Origin of the sequence: Streptomyces sp. NPDC058964, assembly GCF_042741275.1 — a bacterium.
GTDB lineage: Bacteria > Actinomycetota > Actinomycetes > Streptomycetales > Streptomycetaceae > Streptomyces.
Window position 1 is genome coordinate 14752 of record NZ_JBHYKH010000153.1, and the last position, 2869, is coordinate 17620.

The 2869-nt window shown below is 69.6% G+C and carries 2 protein-coding genes; one reads left to right on the plus strand and one right to left on the minus strand.

The features are described from left to right. Positions 1-292 precede the first annotated feature (292 nt). Entirely contained in the window at positions 293-2125 is a 1833-nt protein-coding gene (locus tag ACFW2E_RS20345) for a glycosyl hydrolase family 18 protein (protein ID WP_384468293.1), read from the plus strand. A 207-nt stretch (positions 2126-2332) separates the two neighbouring features. On the opposite strand, the gene ACFW2E_RS20350 is transcribed toward ACFW2E_RS20345, so the two are convergent. Further along, entirely contained in the window at positions 2333-2779 is a 447-nt protein-coding gene (locus ACFW2E_RS20350; RefSeq protein ID WP_384468295.1) for a DUF2550 domain-containing protein, read from the minus strand. Positions 2780-2869: the final 90 nt, after the last annotated feature.

Consider the following 2869-nt stretch of genomic DNA (forward strand, 5'->3'; position numbering starts at 1 on the left):
CTCGTGGACGGCGCGGGCCGTACCGCATTTCGGCGGCTTCACGGGCGGCGGTCCCGCTCGACATGGCGGAGGGGACCGTGAAGACCCACGTCAGCCGCCCGCCGGGGAAGCTGGAGCTGCGCGGCCGCCCACAAGAGGCGGTGCCGGTACAGGAATTGGGGATCCAGCCGAACAACAGGACTAGTGGTCCAGACCTATTGACCTGTGGTCCAGACCTTTCTATCCTCGCGGCACTGTGGGCGTGAAGGCTCAGTCATGCCCCTGACACCCCCAATAAAGAGGGAGGCGCAGCATGCGCTTCAGACACAGAGCCGCGGCAGGGTTCGCGACCCTGTTGCTCCCCCTGGCCGGACTGGTCGGCCTCTCGAGCCCCGCCCAGGCCGTGGCGGACGCTTCCGGCGTCACCGCCACCTACGCCAAGACCCAGGACTGGGGCACCGGCTTCGAAGGCAAGTGGACGGTCAAGAACTCCGGCACCACCGCGATCAGCTCGTGGACGATCGAGTGGGACTTCCCCTCCGGCACCTCGGTCACCTCGGCCTGGGACGCCGACGTCACGTCCTCCGGCACCCACTGGACCGCCAGGAACAAGTCCTACAACGGCTCCATCGCCCCGGGCGCCTCCGTCTCCTTCGGCTTCAACGGGGCCGGCTCCGGCTCGCCCTCCAACTGCAAGCTGAACGGCGACAGCTGCGACGGTGCCACGGTCCCCGGCGACGCCGCGCCCTCCGCGCCCGGCACCCCGACCGCCTCGAACATCACCGACACCTCCGTGCAGCTGTCCTGGTCGGCGGCGACCGACGACAAGGGCATCAAGAACTACGACGTCCTGCGCGACGGCGCGAAGGTCGCCACGGTGACGACGACCTCGTACACCGACACCGGCCTGACCGCGGGCACCGACTACTCCTACACCGTCCAGGCCCGTGACACCGCCGACCAGACCGGCCCGGTCAGCGGCGCGGCCGCCGTGCACACCACCGGAGGCGGCACCAACCCCCCGCCGACGGGCAACATGGTCAAGCTCGGCTACTTCACCGAGTGGGGCATCTACGGCCGCAACTACAACGTGAAGAACCTGGTGACCTCCGGTTCCGCGTCGAAGATCACACACATCAACTACGCCTTCGGCAACGTCACCGGCGGCAAGTGCGCGATCGGCGACTCCTACGCCGACTACGACAAGGCGTTCACCGCCGACCAGTCGGTGAGCGGCGTCGCGGACACCTGGGACCAGCCGCTGCGAGGCAACTTCAACCAGCTGCGTGAGCTGAAGGCCAAGTACCCGAACATCAAGGTGCTGTGGTCCTTCGGCGGCTGGACCTGGTCCGGCGGCTTCGGGGACGCGGCCAAGAACCCGGCCGCCTTCGCCCAGTCCTGCTACGACCTGGTCGAGGACCCTCGCTGGGCCGACGTGTTCGACGGCATCGACATCGACTGGGAGTACCCGAACGCCTGCGGTCTCACCTGTGACTCCAGCGGGGCCGCGGCCTTCAAGAACGTGATGGCGGCCCTGCGCGCCAAGTTCGGTTCCTCCGCCCTGGTCACCGCGGCCACCACGGCCGACGGCTCCTCCGGCGGCAAGATCGACGCGGCCGACTACGCGGGCGCGGCGCAGTACGTCAACTGGTACAACGTGATGACGTACGACTTCTTCGGCGCCTGGGCGGCCCAGGGTCCGACGGCCCCGCACTCCCCGCTCACCTCGTACAGCGGCATCCCGACCGCGGGCTTCACGACGGCCGACGCGATGGCCAAGTACAAGGCGAAGGGCGTGCCCGCGAGCAAGCTGCTCATCGGCATCGGCTTCTACGGCCGCGGCTGGACCGGCGTCACCCAGGACGCCCCGGGCGGCACGGCCACCGGGCCGGCGGCGGGCACGTACGAGCAGGGCATCGAGGACTACAAGGTCCTCAAGACGTCCTGCCCGGCCACCGGCACCGTAGCGGGCACGGCGTACGCGCACTGCGGCAGCAACTGGTGGTCCTACGACACTCCGGCCACCATCGGCACGAAGATGGCGTGGGCCAAGACCCAGGGTCTGGGCGGCGCGTTCTTCTGGGAGTTCAGCGGTGACACCAGCAACGGCGAGCTGGTCGGCGCGATCAACAGCGGTCTGAGCTGATCCCGGCTCCTCCCCCGCAACCCGCCGCGGGCAGGCCTCAGGGTCTGTCCGCGGCGCTTTTCGTGCGCCTCACGCGCCCCCGGCGTACCCCGTCACCCCACGGTGACCTTCGCGCCCGGTCGCCGCATGACCGTCCAAGGCCGGGACGACCGCCGGGACGACGCGCCTCGGCCGAGCGTCCGGTGTTGGCGCTGGTGGGAGGGGGGATCAGGCCACGTTCACGCGCTGGCCGGGCGGGGCCGCCTCCAGCCAGGCGAGGAAGCCGGTCAGCGCGTCCTCGCTCATGGCGAGCTCGAGACGCGTTCCCCGGTGGGTGCAGGCGAGGACCACGGCGTCGGAGAGCAGCGCCAGCTCCTCCTCGCCCTCGGGCAGCCGGCGGCCGGCCACCTCGATCTGCGAGCGTTCCAGAACCCGGCGCGGCCGGGGCGCGTAGGAGAAGACGCGGTACCACTCGATGCGGTCGCCGTTGTAGCGGGCGACGCCGTAGCTCCACCCCTTGCCGCCGGTGTCGGGTTTCTCCGGTACGTCCCAGCGCAGGCTGCAGTCGAAGGTGCCACCGGAGCGCTGGATGAGTCTGCGCCGCAGGCCGAACAGGAAGAGTCCCACCACCACGAGTGCGACCAGGACTCCGCACACAGTCAGAGCGAGGACCATCGGCACCGACCTCCTCGTCTCCTAGGTAACGGAACGGAAAAAACACCCACATCTGCCTCAGCCGCGGCCGGTACCGGATTGCTGCGGTAC